Annotated in this window: 16 protein-coding genes and 1 pseudogene; 4 read left to right on the top strand and 13 right to left on the bottom strand. The window is 72.5% G+C overall.

Going from position 1 to position 16,508, the window contains the following annotated elements:
• Positions 1 to 425, top strand: a pseudogene (locus E1289_RS38480) (hypothetical protein); the annotation flags it as partial.
• A 20-nt stretch (positions 426 to 445) separates the two neighbouring features.
• On the opposite strand, the gene E1289_RS29930 reads toward E1289_RS38480, so the two are convergent.
• The 13 genes from E1289_RS29930 to E1289_RS29870 form a co-directional block, all read right to left on the bottom strand.
• Entirely contained in the window at positions 446 to 1,204 is a 759-nt protein-coding gene (locus E1289_RS29930; protein WP_131986145.1) for an SDR family oxidoreductase, read from the bottom strand.
• Between the two features lie 46 nt (positions 1,205 to 1,250).
• Positions 1,251 to 2,117 carry an ABC transporter permease subunit gene (locus tag E1289_RS29925; RefSeq protein WP_131986143.1) on the bottom strand — a complete coding sequence of 289 codons (867 nt, stop codon included), beginning with the start codon at positions 2,115 to 2,117 and terminating at the stop codon, positions 1,251 to 1,253.
• The gene (locus E1289_RS29920) at positions 2,114 to 3,043 is read right to left on the bottom strand and encodes a sugar ABC transporter permease (RefSeq protein WP_131986141.1); all 930 of its coding nucleotides are present in this window, start codon (positions 3,041 to 3,043) and stop codon (positions 2,114 to 2,116) included. Before E1289_RS29920 ends, E1289_RS29925 begins: the two co-directional genes overlap by 4 nt.
• A complete protein-coding gene (locus E1289_RS29915) occupies positions 3,033 to 4,247 on the bottom strand; it encodes an ABC transporter ATP-binding protein (RefSeq protein WP_207929240.1) in 1,215 nt (404 codons plus the stop codon). The genes E1289_RS29920 and E1289_RS29915 overlap by 11 nt, the downstream gene beginning before the upstream one ends.
• The gene (locus E1289_RS29910) at positions 4,244 to 5,464 is read right to left on the bottom strand and encodes an extracellular solute-binding protein (RefSeq protein WP_131986139.1); all 1,221 of its coding nucleotides are present in this window, start codon (positions 5,462 to 5,464) and stop codon (positions 4,244 to 4,246) included. The genes E1289_RS29915 and E1289_RS29910 overlap by 4 nt, the downstream gene beginning before the upstream one ends.
• Positions 5,465 to 5,514: 50 nt before the next feature.
• Complete coding sequence (locus E1289_RS29905; protein ID WP_131986137.1) at positions 5,515 to 6,534, bottom strand: LacI family DNA-binding transcriptional regulator; 1,020 nt, start codon at positions 6,532 to 6,534, stop codon at positions 5,515 to 5,517.
• Between the two features lie 184 nt (positions 6,535 to 6,718).
• A complete protein-coding gene (locus tag E1289_RS29900; protein ID WP_131986135.1) occupies positions 6,719 to 7,756 on the bottom strand; it encodes a hypothetical protein in 1,038 nt (345 codons plus the stop codon).
• A gap of 130 nt (positions 7,757 to 7,886) precedes the next feature.
• Complete coding sequence (gene hypF / locus E1289_RS29895; protein WP_243713238.1) at positions 7,887 to 10,112, bottom strand: carbamoyltransferase HypF; 2,226 nt, start codon at positions 10,110 to 10,112, stop codon at positions 7,887 to 7,889.
• 95 nt (positions 10,113 to 10,207) lie between these two features.
• Complete coding sequence (locus E1289_RS29890) at positions 10,208 to 10,843, bottom strand: SRPBCC family protein (RefSeq protein ID WP_131986133.1); 636 nt, start codon at positions 10,841 to 10,843, stop codon at positions 10,208 to 10,210.
• A gap of 17 nt (positions 10,844 to 10,860) precedes the next feature.
• Positions 10,861 to 11,199, bottom strand: a complete 339-nt coding sequence (locus E1289_RS29885; RefSeq protein WP_131986131.1) for a metalloregulator ArsR/SmtB family transcription factor — start codon at positions 11,197 to 11,199, stop codon at positions 10,861 to 10,863.
• A gap of 45 nt (positions 11,200 to 11,244) precedes the next feature.
• Positions 11,245 to 11,865: an FMN reductase gene (locus E1289_RS29880; protein WP_131986129.1), complete on the bottom strand. Its 621-nt coding sequence runs from the start codon at positions 11,863 to 11,865 to the stop codon at positions 11,245 to 11,247.
• On the bottom strand, positions 11,862 to 12,959 hold the full coding sequence (locus E1289_RS29875) for an LLM class flavin-dependent oxidoreductase (protein ID WP_131986127.1): 1,098 nt from the start codon (positions 12,957 to 12,959) through the stop codon (positions 11,862 to 11,864). The genes E1289_RS29880 and E1289_RS29875 overlap by 4 nt, the downstream gene beginning before the upstream one ends.
• Positions 12,960 to 13,087: 128 nt before the next feature.
• The gene (locus E1289_RS29870; protein ID WP_279488146.1) at positions 13,088 to 13,981 is read right to left on the bottom strand and encodes a MerR family transcriptional regulator; all 894 of its coding nucleotides are present in this window, start codon (positions 13,979 to 13,981) and stop codon (positions 13,088 to 13,090) included.
• A 127-nt stretch (positions 13,982 to 14,108) separates the two neighbouring features.
• On the opposite strand from E1289_RS29870, the gene E1289_RS29865 reads away from it, so the two are divergent.
• The 3 genes from E1289_RS29865 to E1289_RS29855 all read left to right on the top strand — a co-directional run.
• Entirely contained in the window at positions 14,109 to 14,885 is a 777-nt protein-coding gene (locus E1289_RS29865) for a maleylpyruvate isomerase N-terminal domain-containing protein (protein ID WP_131986125.1), read from the top strand.
• 106 nt (positions 14,886 to 14,991) lie between these two features.
• Positions 14,992 to 15,807, top strand: coding sequence for a universal stress protein (locus E1289_RS29860; RefSeq protein WP_131986123.1), 816 nt, complete (start codon positions 14,992 to 14,994; stop codon positions 15,805 to 15,807).
• Positions 15,808 to 15,987: 180 nt separating this feature from the next.
• Positions 15,988 to 16,508, top strand: a 521-nt coding sequence (locus E1289_RS29855; RefSeq protein ID WP_131986121.1) for a CHAP domain-containing protein, incomplete at its 3' end; no start/stop codon positions are given.

Raw genomic sequence — 16,508 nt, 5'->3', positions numbered from 1 at the left:
CCCCTGCCCCGGCCCCCGCGCCGGCCGAGGCTCCCGTCCCGGAGCCCGAGCCCGAACTGGCCGTCGTCAGCGCCGCCGCGCGCGGCGGCCTCAACGGCCACGGTGACTACGGCGTGGCCGTCGAGCAGCCCGCCCCCTCCCCCGCGCGCGACCCGGAAGCGCTGCGCGCCCTCGTCATCGACGTCCTCGAACGCCGCCACGGCGACGTGGCCGGGACGCTCGCCGAGGTGAGGGCCGCGGGCCACGTCTGCGACGAGGCCGAGATCCAGCGGATCAGCGACAACCACTGGTTCCCGTACGCGGTGTACCGGCTGCTCGCCAAGCACCACGGCGACGGCGAACTCGTCGCCGCGGAACTGACGGCGCAGGGCATCGTCTACGACCGGACCATGCTGGACGAGCTCGTCCGCTCCTGGCGCGTCTGACCCGCCAGGGCCCGCCGCGCCTACCCGCCGCGCCGCCGGCCCTGGGACGGATCGGTGCGCAGTCGCGCGTGCAGGCCGCCGTCCACCCGCAGGACATGCCCGTTGAGCTGCGCCGCCGCCGGCGACGCCAGGAACAGCGTCGCGTCGGCGACCTCCTCGGCCGCGGTGGTGCGGCCCGCCGGGAGGTCGGCCGCGGGCCGCACGTCCCCGACCACACTGGCCGGCGCGACGCAGTTGGCGCGGATGCCGAGACCGCCGAGCTCCACCGCGATCGCGCGGCTGAGGGCCTCGACGCCCGCCTTGGACACGTCGTAGGCGCTCTGGTCCTCGTGCGCGCGGGAGCCCCCGGGCGACGACATGGAGACGATCACGCCGCCGCGCCCGTGGTCGCGCCAGTACCGCACGGCGCGCACCGACAGCAGGTACGCCGAACGCAGGTTCGCGGCGATCACCGCGTCCCAGACATCCGCGCCGATGTCGATGAACGGGGTGCGCAGCTCGGTCATCGCGGCGTTGTTCACCAGCACGTCCAGGCCACCGCCGTCCCGGCGCAGCCGCTCGAACACGGCGTCGGCGACGTCCTCGCGGGCCAGGTCCCCGGGCATCGCGGCGACCCGCGGCAGGCCGTCGAAGACCTTGAGCCCCTCGGCGTCCACGTCCACGGCGAGCACCTCCGCGCCGGCGTCCGCGAAGCGGTGCACCAGCGCGCGGCCGATGAGTCCCGCGGCGCCGGTGACCAGCACCCGCTCCCCGCTGAAGTCGAACCGCACCCCGCTCATGGGGTCGCACCCGCTCGGGTCCGGCCGACGAAGAGATGCGTGGGCATCATTCTCTGGGAGCCTCTCTCACCTGGGCGACGATCTGTGTCGGGTTGACGAACATCAGCGCGATGATCAGGAGCAGCGCGGACAGCGCCATGTAGATCACGGCCATCGCGTCGATGGCCTGCGCGGCACGGATTCCCGGCGTGAACGCGGCGCTGTACAGCGCGACGATCAGCGTCTGGCTGTCGGCGTCGGCGACCAGGAAGGTCAGCTCGAACATCGCGACGGTCCGCACCAGGACCAGTATCCCGGCGGCGAGGATGCCGGGCAGCAGCAGCGGCACCAGCACCCGCGCGAACACCTGCCGGGTGCGGGCGCCGCACATCCGCGCCGCCGACTCCACATTGGTGTCGATCTGCTCGACGAACGGGGTCATGACGAGGATGACGAACGGCAGCGCCGGCACGAGGTTCGCCGCGATGACGCCCGTCATCGTCCCGGCCAGGTGCACCTTGTACAGGACGGTGGCGAGCGGGATGCCGTAGGTGATCGGCGGGAGCAGCACCGGCAGCAGCAGCAGGAACATCACGACCCGCTTGCCGGGGAAGTCGCGCCGCGCCAGCGCGTACCCGGCGGGCACGCCGATCAGCAGCGACAGCGCCACCACGACGAGCGTGATCTGCAGCGTCACCGACAGCACCTCGCCGAGCGCGAACTCCTCCCAGGCGCTGGCGTACCAGGCGGTGGTGAAGCTCTCCGGCAGCCACCCGCCGAACCACCTGGTGCCGAACGAGTTGACCACCACGGAGAGGATCAGCGCGGCCAGGTTGAACAGGAAGAACGCGACAGCCGCCCAGACGAACCAGGCCCCGGGCCGGCCCTTCGGCAGCGGCCTGCGCCCGGCCGGGGACGCGGTGGTGGCCGTCATGATCCCTTACCTCCCGTCGCGGGCCCGGTGTACAGGCGGCCGCGCAGCAGCAGCGTGACCGAGATGACGAGCAGCTCGAACACGCCCATCAGCACGGCGATGGTCGAGGCCATCGAGTAGTCGTACTTCTCGAACGCCGCCTGGTAGGCCGCGATCGCCATCACCCGCGTCTCCCCCGCCGGTTCGCCGACGAGGCTCGCGGACGGGAACACCGAGAACGCCAGCACGAACGTGAGCACGAACGTGGTGGCCAGCCCCGGCGCCAGCAGCGGCAGGACGATCCGCCGCATCCGCTGCCAGGGTCCGGCGCCGAGCGTGGCCGCGGCCCGCTCCAGCGTCGGGTCGATCCCCGACATGTAGGCGAGCACCAGCAGGAACGCGAACGGGAACCCGGTGATGATCAGGGAGAACAGCACGCCCCAGTAGTTGTAGATCAGCCGGACGGGCTCGTCGACGAGCCCGATGTCGAGCAGCACCCGGTTGAACCAGCCCTTGGGGCCGAGGTAGCGCAGCAGCCCGTCCGCGACGAGGACGGTGCCGAGCGTCACCGGCAGGACCAGCGCCGCCGTCAGCAGCCGCCGCCCCCGGAACCTCCCGCGCAGCCGGTACGCGATCGGCACCGACGCGCCGACGTTGATCAGCGCGGCGGGGACGGCGAGCCGGAGCGTCTTCCAGACGGTGCTCCGCTCGTAGGGGTCCTCGAAGAATCCGGTGTAGTTGCCGAGGGGGCCGCCGCCGTCCTTGGGCTGCAGCGACAGGCCGACCCCGTACAGCATCGGGTAGACGAACAGCAGCCCGACGACCAGGACCGCGGGCACGAGCAGGAGCAGCACCCGGTCGACGCCGCGTTCGGCGAGCCGGTGCCGCAGACCGCTGCGCCGCGGCACCGGCGCCTTCGGGGGGCGCGCGGGGGCCTCAACCGCCATCGCGCGCCCCGATCCCGGCGGCGGCGGGGTCCTCGAACGCCGCCGCCGCGTCCTGCACGCTCTCCCCGAACACGAGGACGCGTTCGGGCGCCACGGTCAGCGCGACCCTCTCCCCCGGCGCGATCCGCTCCGGCGAGCGGAAGTGGACGACGCGGCCGTCGTCCGTCACGCCCTCGGCGGCGACCTCGCGCCCGTGGAACTCCGACACCTCCACCCGGACCGTCACGACGTTCTCCCCCGCCGCAGAGCCGGGCGGCCCGGCGACGCGGAAGTCCTCGGGGCGGACGGCCGCGACCGCCCGCGGGCCCGTGACCGGCTGCCGGGCCACCCCGGTCAGCACGAGACCGGCCTCGTCCCCGACCGTCACCCGGCCCCCGCCTTCCTGTCCGCCGCCTTCTTGTCCGCCGCCTTCTTGTCCGCCGTTCGCGAGGACGGGCAGCTCCAGCAGGTTCCGGTAGCCCATGAACCCGGCGATGTAGGCGCTGGCGGGGTGGGTGTAGACCTCCTCCGGCGTCCCGATCTGCTCGACCTCGCCGGAGCGCAGCACCACGACACGGTCGGCGAGCGCGAGCGCCTCCTCCTGGTCGTGCGTCACGTACACGGTCGTCAGGCCGAGGTCCTGGTGGATGCGGCGGATCTCGGTGCGCATCTGGACGCGCAGCTTGGCGTCCAGGTTGGACAGCGGCTCGTCCATCAGCACGAGCTTCGGCCGCAGCACGATCGCGCGGGCGATCGCCACCCGCTGCTGCTGCCCGCCCGACAGCTGGCCTGGCAGCTTGTCCGTGTGCTCGGTCAGCTCGACCGTCCGCAGCGCCTCGGCCACCCGCCGGGCCGTCTCCGCCTTGCCGACCCGCCGGACCGACAGGCCGAACGCGACGTTCTTGCGGACGGACAGGTGCGGGAAGAGCGCGTAGTTCTGGAACACCATCCCGAACCCGCGCCGCTCCGGCGGCAGCGTGTCGATGCGCTGCCCGTCCAGCCGGATCTCGCCGTCGGAGAGGGGCAGCAGCCCGGCCAGGCAGTTCAGCGCCGTCGACTTGCCGCACCCGGACGGCCCGAGCAGGGCGATGAACTCACCGCCCTCGATCCGCAGATCGAAGCGGCTCAGCGCGGTCGCCCTGCCGAACCGGCGGGTCACCCCGTCCAGGCGCAGGTGCCCGAACGCCGCACGCGACTCCTTCTCCAGCACGGTCTCCGCCGTCACTGCTTCTTGACCTTCTGGCCGCCGATCTCCCGGTCCCAGCGGTCGAACGCGGCGACGAGGGCCTTGGCGTCGAGCGGCGGGGCCTTCGGGTGGTCGGCGATCAGCCTGTCGTACTCGGGCCGCCCGTATTCCTTGATCGCCTGCCGGCTCTCGGCCGGCGCCATGTCCAGCGTCACGCCCTGGATCGCCGGGCCGGGGTAGAAGTAGCCCTTGTCGAAGGTGATCGCCTGCTGCTGCGGCTGCAGCGAGAACTTCATCAGGTCGAGCAGCACGGCGAGCTTCTCACCGGACACGCCCTTGGGGACGACCATGTAGTGCGCGTCGGTGACCCAGGTGAAGCCGTCCAGCGCCTGGACCTGGACGTCCTTCGGCACCTGGCCGAGCACGCGCGGGTTGATGTCCCAGCCGGTGGTGCTGACGATGATGTCGCGGGAGCCCTCACCGAGCTCCTGCATCGTCTGCGTGGTGCCGCTCGGGTAGTACTCGATGTACTGGTCGAGGTCCTTGAGGTACTTCCAGGTCTTGTCCCACCCGTTCTCCGGGTCCATGGGGTCGGAGTCGCCGAGGATGTAGGGAAGGCCCATCAGCCACGTCCTGCCCGGCCCCGAGTTGGACGGACGCGCATACATCAGCTTCTTGGGGTTGGCCTTGGCCCACTCCAGTAGCTCATCCGCCGTCGAGGGCGGGTCGGACACCGCCTTGGGGTTGTACTCCAGCAGCGGGCCGGACGGGTAGTAGGTGACGACCACGCCCTGGCCCTGCGCCAGGTCCTGCATCTTGGACGCCGGCTCCAGGTACTGCGACTTCAGGTCGGGAAGCTTGTCGGAGTACTTGCCGAGAAGATCGACCCACAGCCCCTGCTCCAGCCCGGCGGACAGGCCGTCGGTGCCGGTCAGCACGAGGTCGATGTCGAGCCGCCCGGCGTCCTGCTGGGCCTTGACCTTGCCGGCCAGCTCCGGCGACGTCGCCTTCGTGTAGGTGATCTTGCTGATGAGCTCCGGGTGCTCCTTCCGGTAGTTCTCGAAGATCTGCTCGGTGAGCTGCAGGTTCCCGGCGACGTCGATGATGTTCAGCGTGACGGCCTTGGCCGGCAGCCGCACGTCCGCGGCGGACGGCTCTGCCGCGCCGCCGCCGTCCGAGCCGGGCGCGCCGCATCCGGCGAGCAGCAGGCCGGCGGCGGTCGCGAGGGTCAGCAGGGCGGATCGAGGAGTTCTCATGGGGTGGGTCCTCCTGGCAGGACGTTGTGGTCCCGGTCGCCGGGCCGTGCTCACACCGGCCCGGTGGTGCCTCGGATGAGGAGTCGGGTCGCCAGCTCCGCGGCCGGCGGCAGGGGAGGCGCCTTCGGCACCCCGGGGTCGAGCATCGAGTGCATGGTGGCGGCCGCCGCCCGCGACACCGCGTGCACGGGGATGGCCACCGTGGTGAGAGGGGGGTTGGTCATGGACGCCATCGGGATGTCGTCGAAGCCGACGATGCTGAGCCCTCGCCCGCCGGGCTCGTTCGGCACGGGGACGCCCCGCGCGGTGACCCGCGACAGCACCCCGAGCGCGACCAGGTCGTTGTAGGCGAAGGCCGCGGAGACGCCGGCGGCGAGCACCTCGTCCGCGGCCCGGAAACCGTCGCTGAACCGCGGCTCGTACGGGCCGAGGTCGACCAGCTCGATGCCGCGCTCCGCGCAGGCGGCGCCGAGGAACCTGCGCCGCTGCCGGTTCGACCAGGAGTTCGCCGGGCCGGACAGGTACGCGCACCGCCGGTGGCCGAGCGCGTGGACGTGCGCGACCGCCTGGTCCATGCCGGGCTGGAAGTCCTGCAGGATCGACGGCGCCGCGCGGCTCGTCCGGTTGGCGAGGACCACGGTGGTCTTGGCCGCGATGGCGCGCAGCCGCGTCCCCGACATGCGGGGGGCGCACAGGATCAGCCCGTCCACCCGCTCGACCATCGCCTCGGCCAGCCTGACCTCGGTCGCCGTGTCCTCGTCGGTGTCGGCCAGGAACACCGCGTACTCGGTGTCCCTGAAGTACGCCTCCACGCCCTTGATGAACGGCGCGAAGAACGGGTTGGCGATGTCGGGGACGATCAGCCCGACGTTGCGGGTCCGCCCGAGGACCAGCGACTGCGCCGCGCGGTTCGGCTGGTAGCCGAGCCGCTCGGCGCATTCGAGCACGCGGCGCCGGGTCTCGGCGTTCACGAGCTCCGGGGAGTTCAGCGCGCGCGAGACCGTCGACGGCGAGACCCCCGCGAGGCTCGCCACGGCCCGGATCGAGGCCCGGGTGCTGTCCGCGCTCATGGCGACGAGTATGAAAACGTTTGCGGAACAGTGTCAATGGCGGGCTCGGCGAAACCTTCCCCGTGACAAATCCGTGACCTCGCCCCGGCTGAGGTCCGACGCCTCCGCCCGCGGGACCGATCCTCCGGCGCCACTGACCGTCTAGGCCCGGTTGCCGTCTAGGCCCGGTGGCCGCCCGGCCAGGTCAGTATGCGTAGGTCGTACCGCAATTATGGTGACCGTGGTTCGCTGCCATGAAATGGCCCGTGCTCGCCCTCCCGAAGGAGTCGACGCCGCCCAGGCAGGCATACCGGGGCCGGTCGTCGCTGGAGAGGGCGACGAGGTGCACGGTGTTCGGCTTGCCGGGGATCGTCTCGGTGACCCGCATCGGCTCGCCCTCGGCGAAGGCGAAGAAGATGGTGTCCGGGGGTTCGCCCTTCTTCAGCACGCCGTAACCGGTGCGGCCGTCCAGGTCCATGACGGCGCCGCTCACGTTCCCGGTGCCGTCCGGCTGCCGGAAAAGCACACGGCCGTCGCGCAGGTCCGCACCTTCGATCTCGGAGTCGAGCGCGTGCACGGCGACGTTCCTGATGTCGCGTCCGGCCATCCCCGGCAATGCCGCGGAAGGTCCGCCCGGCTGGACGTCACCGATGGTGTAACCGACGGTGCGGTTGTCGGCGGCCCAAACGATCTCTCCGATGATGGCCGGACCGGCTGTGCTCCAGGTGCGGAGGTCGCCCGATTCGAGATCGCGAACGGTCAGGGTGGCGCGTGGCTGCGCCTCATCGCCGCAAGGGGCCGTCGTGTAGGCGACCCGGTCACCGTCCGGACTGATCGCGAGCCCCGCGACGCGGGACGGGACGACACCCCCCGGTAGCGGCTCGATCCCGGTCACATGGCCGTCGCCGGTGAGACCGAAGCGGTGGAGACGCGCCTCGCACGGCTCATCACGTGAGGAGACGGCGAGGAAGTCGCCATCGGGCCCGGCGACGAGCTCTCGCGCCCGACCAGCGGATGGGGAGGGCGGCCGGACCGTGTCGACCACGCGGTCCACGCGATCCTGCTGGAGCGTACGCACCTGCAACCACGGTTCCGGTCCGCTCTGCTGCGACGGATGGCCCATGCGCCCCACCGAGAGCAGGAAGCGCGGCTTTCCCGCGGGGCCGTCGGGCGTCCCGGACGCCGCGGGCTCACCGGCCAGCAGCTGCACCGCGCCGATGGAGGCCGCGACCGACAGCGCCATCGCGACCGGAGCCGCCCAGCGCCGGACCCGCCAGGACCGCGGCCCGGCATCCCGCGGCTCGCCCCATCCGTCCGCCGTCTCATCCGCCATCCGGCGATCATGCCGTGCCGGACGGGTCCCACGGGCTCGTTCAGGTGAACTGCGCCGTGGCCACGGCGGCTTGGCCGAGGCTTATGCCACCGTCGTTGGGTGGGACCCGGTGGTGGGTGAGCACGTCGAAGCCGGCGTCGGTGAGGCCGGATACCGCGCGTTCCAGAAGGAACATGTTCTGGAAGACGCCGCCGGACAACGCGACCGTGCCCAGACCGGTGGTGTCCCGGATGCGGGTCGCGGCGTCCACGACCAGGGCCGCCGCGGCGTTGTGGAACCTCGCGGCGATCAGCGGGACGGGGACGTTCGCGCGCACGTCGGCGACCACGGCCTCGACCAGGTCCGCGCCGGTCACCGTGAAGCGGTCCGTGCCGTTGATGGACGCCCGGTAGGCGGCGGGTTCGGACGGGTCGGCGCGCTGCTCCAGCTCGATGGCGGCCTGGCCCTCGTAGTGGACGCGGTCGCGGACGCCGAGGACCGCCGCGACGGCGTCGAACAGGCGGCCCATGCTGGAGGTGAGCGGCGCGTTCACACGGCGGCGGGCCATGGCGGCGACCGTGTCCCAGCCGGGCCGGCGGGCGACCGGCAGGTCGTCCGGGACGCCGTACGCGGCCGCCATCCGCCACGGTTCGCGGACCGCCGCCGCGCCGCCCGGCATCGGCACCGGCTCCAGGTGCCCGGCGCGCTCGAAGCCGTGCAGGTCGGCGACGAGGAACTCGCCGCCCCAGAGGGTGCCGTCCGTCCCGAAGCCCGTGCCGTCGAACGCGACGCCGATGACCGGGCCGGGCACGCCGTTGTCGGCGAGGCAGGACGCGATGTGCGCGTGGTGGTGCTGGACGGCGATCACAGGAAGGTGCTGCTCCAGCGCGTACTTGGTCGACAGGTACTCGGGATGCGGATCGTGGGCGAGCAGTTCGGGCGTGACGTCGAACAGCCGCCGGAAATGGGCGATGCCGTCCTCGTAGGCGCGGAGGGTCTCGTAGTTCTCCAGGTCGCCGATGTGGTGGGAGAGGAACGCCTGGCCGTCGCGGGTCAGGCAGAAGGTGTTCTTGAGCTCGGCCCCGCACGCCAGGACGGGGGGTCCCGCCGGGATCGGCACGGGCTCGGGCGCGTAGCCGCGGGACCGCCGCACCGGCAGCGGGCGGCCGCGGAAGACCCGGACCACCGAGTCGTCGGCCGGGGTGTGGATCGGGCGGTCGTGGACCAGGAACGCGTCGGCGATGCCGTCGAGCCGTTTCAGGGCGTCGTCGTCGCGGTGGACGATCGGCTCGTCGGACACGTTTCCGCTGGTCATGACCAGCGGTTCGGTGACGAGCAGGTGGTGGAGCGGGGTGTAGGGCAGCATGAGGCCGAGCGCCGCGTTGCCCGGCGCGACGGCGGCGGCGAGGGGCGCGGCGGGGCGGCGGCGCGCCAGGACGATCGGCCGCCGGGGACCGGTGAGCAGCCCCTCCTCGGCCGCGTCGATGACGCAGAGCGCGCGGGCGGCCGCCATGTCCGGGACCATGACGGCGAACGGCTTCGCCGCGCGGTGCTTGCGGGCGCGCAGCGCGGCGACCGCGCCCTCGTCCGCCGCCCGCGCCGCCAGGTGGTAGCCGCCCAGTCCCTTGACGGCGAGGACGGCGCCGTCCGCGAGCAGCGCCCGCGCGGCGGCGACCGGGTCGTCCGGCGGCGCGGCGGCCGGCAGCAGGGCCGGGGACGGGCCGCAGGCCGGGCAGCACACCGGCTGGGCGTGGAACCGCCGGTCGGCGGGGTCCGCGTACTCGGCGGCGCACGGGCCGCACATCGCGAACCCCGCCATGGTCGTGCGGGGACGGTCGTAGGGGACGTCCGTCACGATCGTGAAGCGCGGCCCGCAGCCGGTGCAGTTGATGAACGGGTAGCGGTACCGCCGGTCGGCCGGGTCGTGCAGTTCGCGGAGGCAGTCGTCGCAGGTCGCCGAGTCCCAGGACACCAGCGCGCGGCCCTCCCCCGGCGCCTCGCCGCCCGTGGCGGCGCTGTCCACGATGGCGAAGCCGCCGCGTCCCCGCGTTTCCAGGTCGCGGGTGGTGACGCGGTCCACGACGGCCAGCCGGGGCGGGCCCGTGCGCAGGCCGTCCAGGAACCGCCCGACCGCGCCGGGCGCCCCCTCGACCTCGATGAACACGCCGCCCGCGTCGTTGCCGACCAGTCCGGAGAGCCCGAGGCCGGTCGCGAGCCCGTGCACGAAAGGGCGGAACCCGACACCCTGCACGATCCCCTCGACGCGGACGCCCACCCGGACGTCCACCTGGTCATTCTTGCCCAGCCGGCGGTCGCGGAACCGGAACGCCGGTGCGTGTCCCCCGGCCGGGCGTCAGGACGCGGCGGTCACGGTGTCGGCGGTCATTCCGCGCTTCCGGTGTAGGCGGCGATGGTGCGGTCGGCGCACGCGCGGGCGACGGACTCGTCGGCGCCGGACTCCACGTGGGCCCGGTACCAGGCCTCGCCGCTCTGCCGGGTGAACTCCCTGCCCTCGTCCGACATGGCCCACTCCTGGCCGGCCTCCGCTCCGGGTGCGCCCTCGGACGACAGGTGCAGGGCCAGGCCGAGGAGCCCCTGGTCCCAGCCGATGCCGACGGCGGCGGGCCCGAACTGGCCCCACATGTCGTCGTCGACGTGCGCGATGTGCTCCAGTTCGAGCCGCGCCCGGCCGTCCTCCTCGGGGGACAGCCGGACCTCGATCCAGCTGGTCATCCCGCCGTACTCCCAGGTGGCGAAGAAGCCCTTGGGCGGGTCGCAGCGCTCGATCGTCCCGCTCGCGTTGCCCTCCAGCGCGTAGCGGCCACCGGTCCTGAGGTCGCCGGAGACGGGCAGGAACCAGCGCCCGATGCGCTCGGCGGTGGTGACCGCGTCCCAGAGGTCCTCGACGTCGGTGTCGTAGACCTGGCTGACCGTGCTGGTCCGCGCCGTACCGGCTTCCAGCACCCGCTCTCCGACCCGGCGCCGGACCGCGTCGATCTGACCCGTCACTTCGACCATGGCTCGCTCGCTCCCTGTCACTCCCGGTTCTGGCGGCGTGCGCGCTTGCCCCGGGCGATCTCCGTCGCCAGGGCGTCGAAATGCGGCGTCCAGAACCGGCGGAAGCGGTCGAGCCACGCGTCGACCTCCCGCAGCGGCGCGGAGTCGACGGCGTACAGGCGCCGCGTCCCCTCCGCGCGCACGACCGCGAACCCGGTGTCCCGCAGCACCTTCAGATGCTGCGACACGGCGGGCTGCGATATCCCGAACTCCTCCCGGATGACGGCCGTCACCTCCCCGGAGGACCGCTCGCCGTCGGCGAGCAGTTCCAGGATCCGGCGCCGTACCGGATCACCCAGCACATCGAATGCGTGCACGGCCCCAACCTACAGTCTCCGCTTATATAAGCCAAACCTTAAAAACTATCGGCCGCTCGCGGACAGGAGTTCCTCGAAGGAGACGGGGTTCTCGTACGGGTCGGGCTTCCGCGGGGCGGGCCGGTCGCCCAGGAGGGCGGCCAGTTCGCGGCCGGCGCGGTCGATGCGCTCCGCCAGCCCCTCGACGGCACCGTCCGCGCCGCCCCAGTCCTCGGCCGCCGCGTAGACGCCGGTCGGGACGACGGCGGCGCGCAGGTAGGCGAACAGCGGGCGCATCGCGTAGTCGATGGCGAGCGAGTGGCGCTCGGTGCCGCCGGTGGCGCCCAGCAGCACCGGCCTGCCGTCCAGGGACCCGCGCTCCAGGACGTCGAAGAACGTCTTGAACAGGCCGCTGTAGGAGGCGTTGAAGACGGGCGTCACGGCGATGAGGCCGTCGGCGTTCGTCACCGTCTCCACGGCGGTGCGGAACTCCCCGGCCGGGAAGTGCGTGAGGGTCGCGTCGACCATCGCGTGCGCGTGGTCGCGCAGCTCGATCGTCTCGATCGCGGCGTCCGTCCCGGCGCCGGCGCGGAGCGCGTCCGCCGCCGCGGCCGCGAGCCGGTCGGCGAGCATGCGCGTCGACGACGGCTGCCCGAGACCGGCGGAGATCACGGCGAGCGTCGTCATCGGACCTCCTCCGCGCTCTTGCGCTCCGCGGCGGCCCGGGAGGCGTGGGTGGGCGCGGTGGCGGGGACGTGGGCAGGGCGCAGGGCCTCGAACTCCTTGCGCAGCACGGGCACGACCTCCTCTCCCAGCATGTCGATCTGCTCCAGGACGGTCTTGAGCGGCAGCCCCGCGTGGTCCATCAGGAAGAGCTGGCGCTGGTAGTCGCCGAAGTGGTCGCGGAACGTGAGGGTCTTCTCGATGACCTGCTGCGGGCTCCCGACCGTGAGCGGCGTCTCGGCGGTGAACTCCTCCAGCGACGGGCCGTGCCCGTAGACCGGGGCGTTGTCGAAGTAGGGGCGGAACTCGCGGACCGCGTCCTGGGAGTTCCGCCGCATGAACACCTGCCCGCCGAGCCCGACGATCGCCTGGTCGGCGGAGCCGTGGCCGTAGTGCTCGAAGCGCTGCCGGTACAGGCGGATCAGCCGCTGGAAGTGGTGCTTCGGCCAGAAGATGTGGTTGGCGAAGAAGCCGTCGCCGTAGTAGGCGGCCTGCTCGGCGATCTCCGGGCTGCGGATCGAGCCGTGCCACACGAACGGCGGGACGCCGTCCAGCGGGCGCGGGGTCGAGGTGAACGACTGCAGCGGCGTGCGGAACCTGCCCTCCCAGTCGACGACGTCCTCGCGCCAGAGCCGGTGCAGGAGGTGGTAGTTCTCGATGGCGAGCGGGATGCCGTCGCGGATGTCCTTGCCGAACCAGGGGTAGACGGGGGCGGTGTTGCCGCGTCCCATCATCAGGTCCACCCGGCCGTCGGCCAGGTGCTGGAGCATCGCGTAGTCCTCGGCGATCTTCACCGGGTCGTTGGTGGTGATCAGCGTCGTCGCGGTGGACAGGACGAGCCGCTCGGTGCGGGCCGCGATGTAGCCGAGCATGGTCGTCGGGGAGGACGGCACGAACGGCGGGTTGTGGTGCTCGCCGGTCGCGAAGACGTCCAGGCCGGCCTCTTCGGTCTTGAGGGCGATCCTGACCATGGCCTGGATCCGCTCCGCCTCGGACGGTACGCGTCCGGTGGTCGGATCGGGGGTGACGTCGCCGACCGAGAAGATTCCGAACTGCATGCCGGCCTCCGAGATAGTAGAACTTTCAATCATCTTACCGAACGGCGCGAGCCGAGATCATATTCCTGGGCGTCCTCCGGCGCGGACGCCGCGGCCGCCACGCCCGTCCGTTCGGCGGCGGCGGCCGCTCAGGCGACGTCGCGTTCGAGCGAGTCGATCAGCCAGGTGTTGACCGTCCCCGATGTCGCCGGCTCTCCCGTGACCTCGCCGAACAGGGACCAGTACCGGCGGAGCCGCGGGTCCTGCTCCATCGCGACGGCGGGCAGCAGCGTTCGCCGGAACCGCGGCGTGTCACGCTCGGCCCGTCCCCGCGCGTGCGCCGCGACGAAACGGTCCAGGACCGGCCCGGGGCCCGGCTCCCGCCCCTCGATCACCAGCGGCGCGGCCAGCTCGATCGCCTCACCGAGACCCGCGATCAGCGTCGGCTCGTCCACCACCCGCTCGGCGTTCACCCTCCCCCGTGCGCGCACCTCCTCGACCAGGGACCGGTCACCCGCCAGCGCGACCATCCCGGCATAGGCGACGACCTGCTCGGGCACCGGATCCGCAGGCGGCTCCGGGACGCTCGCCTCCAGAAACCGGGCGACCTCCTCCTTCGGCAGGGACACGAGGATGCGGCGCCGCCAGAACCCCATGAGCACGTCGCGGGCGGCCGGGGCGCCGTCCAGCACCGCCGCGAGCAGATCGAGGCGCGCCGCCCGGTCCGCGGGGTCCGCGCCCTCGACGGCCCGGAGGCAGGCGCGGCGCCAGGCGAGCGCGGACAGTTCGGCGTCCACCGCCCGGCGTTCGGCGGTGACGGCCTCCGCCAGCGAGCGGTCCCCGCCGAGGACGGCCGTGATGGCGGGCAGGCCGAGCCCGAGGGCGCGCAGCCGCCGGACGAGGCGGAGCCGGTCGGCGGCCGAAGGATCGAATCGCCGGTGCCCGCCCGCACTGCGCCACGGTTCGAGAACGCCCTCGTCGCAGTAGAACCGGATCGTGCGCACGGGCACGCCCGTCAACGCCGCTAGGTCACCGATCCCCACGGACGTGCCGCCTGCCGGCGGCCGGCCGTCCGCGAGCGTGCGGTCCCTCACAACCACTTGAACCTCCACCGTGCTGGAGTTCCTACGTTAAGGGCCACGCTCTGGAACCGGCGGAAGGGACAAGGACATGAAGGCGCTCGATACCGCACGCATGGTGGAGGGGCTGCGCGAGCACGCCGCCGGACTGGCCGGCTCGGCCACCCGGGAGGACCCCTCCACGCGCGTACCGACCTGTCCCGACTGGACGCTGCGGGACCTGGTCGGACACGTCGGCGGCGCGCATCGATGGACGACCCAGCTGATCCGGACGGGCGGTACCGAGGTCGTGAAAGCGCTGCCCCGCACGGCCCCGGACGAACCGGGGGGATGGGGCGGCTGGCTGCGCGACGGCGCGGAGCAGCTGATCGGCGCGTTCGAGGCGGCCCCGGACGGGACGGTCGAGCATCCCCTCCTCGGCACGTGGCCGACCAGCAGGTGGCTGCGGCGGATGACGCACGAGACGTCCGTCCACCACGCGGACGCGGCGTTCACCGCCGGAACGCCGTTCGCGCTGGACGCCGGCCTCGCCGCCGACGCGATCACCGAGTCCCTCGAGCTCCTGTCGAGCGTGTCCGCGGCGGAACACAAACCCGAGCTGGCCGAGCTGCGCGGGCGGGGAGAGACGTTGCGCCTGTGTCCGGTGGAGCGCTCGCTGCACGACTGGCTGATCACCCGGGAGGGCCGCGGCGCCGCCTTCGAGCACGGCGCCGCGGTCGCGGAGGTGGAAGCGGACGTGACCGTGCGCGGGCCCGTCCGTGACCTGCTGCTGGTCCTCGCACGCCGTCTCGACCCGGCCGAGGCCGAGGTGGAGGTGACCGGCGACCGGTCCCTCCTGGACCATTGGCTCGCCCACACGGCGATCTGATCCGAATCACCTCTGGTCTTATCCGCCGTTTCGGGGGAATGCTGGACCACATGATCGAAGACGGGCCGCGCGAGCGGCGTACGGGACGCGGCGGAGCGCCGGACGCATGATCGGGGAACACGTCCTGGCCGGGTACGTCAACGACGCGGGCGGCCGGGAGGCACTCGACCTGGCGTCCGCGATCGTCGCGCTCACCGGCGGCCGGCTGAGCGTGGCGACCGTGCACCCGCCGGGCCCGCCCGCCGCCGCCGGCGAGGCCCGCACGATGCTGGACCAGGTGACCGACCTCCTGGAGGGCCGTCCCGCCGACCTCCACGTCCAGGAGGGACGCAGTGTGGCCCGCGGGCTCACCGTCCTCGCCAGCCGGATCGGCGCCGACCTCATCGTCGTCGGCTCCCCCGAGGGCGGCGCCCGCGGCCGCATCGGCGTCGGCGCCGCCGCGGATTACCTGCTCCACTCGGCGACCGAGGCGGTGCTGCTCGCCCCGTCCGGCTACACCCCGCCCGACGGCCTCGGCCGGATCACGGTCATGTACGTCCGGCGGCCGCAGTGCGACGACGCGGTCATCCGCGCGGCGCAGGCCGCCGAGCGCCTGGAGGTGCCGCTGCGCCTGGTCACGCTGGCCATCGGCGACGTCGGCGGGGACGACGGCGCCGAACGGCTCCGCGACGACCTGGCCCTCGCCATCAGGCTCGCGCTGGACTCCTCCGAACTGCTCCCCGAGGAGGTCTCCGCCGACCTCGCCGAGGGCGACGACGTCGCCGACGCCCTGGACGACGTCGACTGGCCCGATGACGAACTCCTCGTCTGCGCGTCCAGCGAGGACGCCGCCGCCCACCGGGTCTTCCTGGGCGAGGTCGCGCTCAAGGTCCTGCGGGCCGCAACGTGCCCCGTGACCGTCCTACCCAGGGGCTACTTCTGAGGTAGTCCGTTTTGACCGATTCCACGGAACGGGTTGCCGCGCACCTTTTACCTCGACTACATTCCGTCGAGATCAGAACGTGACCTTGGAACGTGACGGAGGCCAGGACGTCACGCGGCACGTTCCGTCCCCCCGGTCGGGCACCACCCTGCCCGGACGAGCGCGACGGCAGGGAGCGAGATGGACCCGATCGGCAAGAAGCTGCTCGACATCGCCAAGAAGGAACTCGGCTACACCGAGAAGGGCGACGGTTACACCAAGTTCGGCAACTGGTGGACCGAGAACGTCGACGGCGACCGCGACGACTACTTCAAGACCGCCCCCTGGTGCGACATGTTCCTCGCCTGGGCCGCCGACAAGGCCGAGGTCACCGAGCAGGCCGGGCAGTTCGCCGCCACCGTCGACCACGCCAAATGGTTCGACAAGCACGACGCCTTCGGCCGCGAACCCGAACCCGGCGCCATCGTCTTCTACGACTGGAACGGCTCCAAGGACATCGACCGGATCGACCACGTCGGCATCGTCGAGAAGGTCGAAGGCCGCACCCTCCACACCATCGAGGGCAACGCCGACGGCTACAAGCTCATGCGCAAGACCCGCGACATGGACTCCGTCGTCGGCTTCGGCTACCCCTCCAAGGTCAAGGTCGAGGCCAAGTACACCCCCAAGCACGCCGCCCCCGCCCCCACCGTCGACAAGGT

Origin of the sequence: Actinomadura sp. 6K520 (assembly GCF_004349245.1) — a bacterium.
Classification (GTDB): domain Bacteria; phylum Actinomycetota; class Actinomycetes; order Streptosporangiales; family Streptosporangiaceae; genus Spirillospora.
The sequence above is the reverse complement of the archived record's forward strand: the minus strand, read 5'-3'. Positions and strand labels throughout refer to the sequence as shown.